This window comes from Prevotella amnii DSM 23384 = JCM 14753 (assembly GCF_000378745.1).
GTDB classification, from domain to species: domain Bacteria; phylum Bacteroidota; class Bacteroidia; order Bacteroidales; family Bacteroidaceae; genus Prevotella; species Prevotella amnii.
Map to the genome: position 1 here is coordinate 8,528 of NZ_KB905315.1, position 1,089 is coordinate 9,616.

Annotated in this window: 1 protein-coding gene and 2 pseudogenes; all 3 read left to right on the plus strand. The window is 42.8% G+C overall.

Features of this window, described 5'->3' with window-relative positions; all coding sequences use genetic code 11:
• The coding region (locus tag F596_RS0109960; RefSeq protein ID WP_019036833.1) for an IS4 family transposase at positions 1–516 on the plus strand (516 nt) is incomplete at its 5' end.
• 95 nt (positions 517–611) lie between these two features.
• A pseudogene (locus F596_RS11675) lies at positions 612–797 on the plus strand (hypothetical protein); the annotation flags it as partial.
• Positions 794–1,089, plus strand: a pseudogene (locus tag F596_RS11680) (bifunctional DNA primase/helicase); the annotation flags it as partial. The pseudogenes F596_RS11675 and F596_RS11680, both read left to right, overlap by 4 nt.

Below are 1,089 nucleotides of genomic sequence, written 5' to 3' on the forward strand. Positions count from 1 at the left end.
CTTAAGTATGAGGAACTTAAATCCGTTACGTATATCAATGCAGAGGGCCTCGTAACGCATATTGATCAGAAAGTGCTTTTTACAAGAGGAGAGCTCACCCACGAGGCACGAAGGGTGGAGATATTTTACAAGACAAAGAGACCTGTTGTACTATTGACCAACAACTTTGACTTTACGGTTGAGGACATTGCTGAAATATACCGCCTAAGATGGGCTATCGAGTCGTTGTACAAACAGCTTAAACAGAACTTCCCGCTTCATTTCTTCTATGGAGACAGCATCAATGCCATACAAATACAGACATGGGTAGTCTTGATAGCGAATCTGCTTATAACAGTTCTATCAAGAAGCATCAAGAGACATTGTGCATTCTCACAAGTTGTTACCATGGTACGACTTATGCTTATGTACTACGTTGATTTTATCGCATTCATGGAAAATCCCGAAAAAACTTGGAATGATTTCCTTGCAAAGGAGATGCAAAAAGCACCACCTGAACCAAGTCTTTTCGATTAGGGGGCTTACTTTTGAAAAAATAAACCCCGAAGTCCAATTTTACTGGGCTTCGGGGAAGATATTTATGCTCTTTTGAGTTTTACCGGACAGCAATATTCAGGTATATATCATGCAACCACGTTGCCTATCCGTTCAAGGGACTTTACGTCGCCATTAAGAGCGGACGTGCCTCCTTCAAGGGTTTCAGACGAGTGGAAGCCCTGCAACGACTCAACGCCTACAAGGATGGTGTCCTTAAAGGTTATATGGGAAATGGTCAAACTTTATTTGAGGAGCTATGAACATCAAAGAAGAAATACTAAGCCGAACTAACAAAGGACTGGATGTGTTCTGCTTCTATATGCCCATAGACTTTGTGCCAAAGCGCAATTTCCGAAATCCTTTGTATGACGACAGGCGTGCATCGTGCAATATCTATCTCGATAACAAGTCCAGCTGCTACCGAATGAAAGACTTTGGCAACGATGCCTACTCCGGTGACTGCTTTTGGTTTGCAGCCACAATGCTCGGACTGGACGTGAGGAAAGACTTTGTTAAGGTGCTTGAAACCATAAATCGGGACTTGCAGCTGAA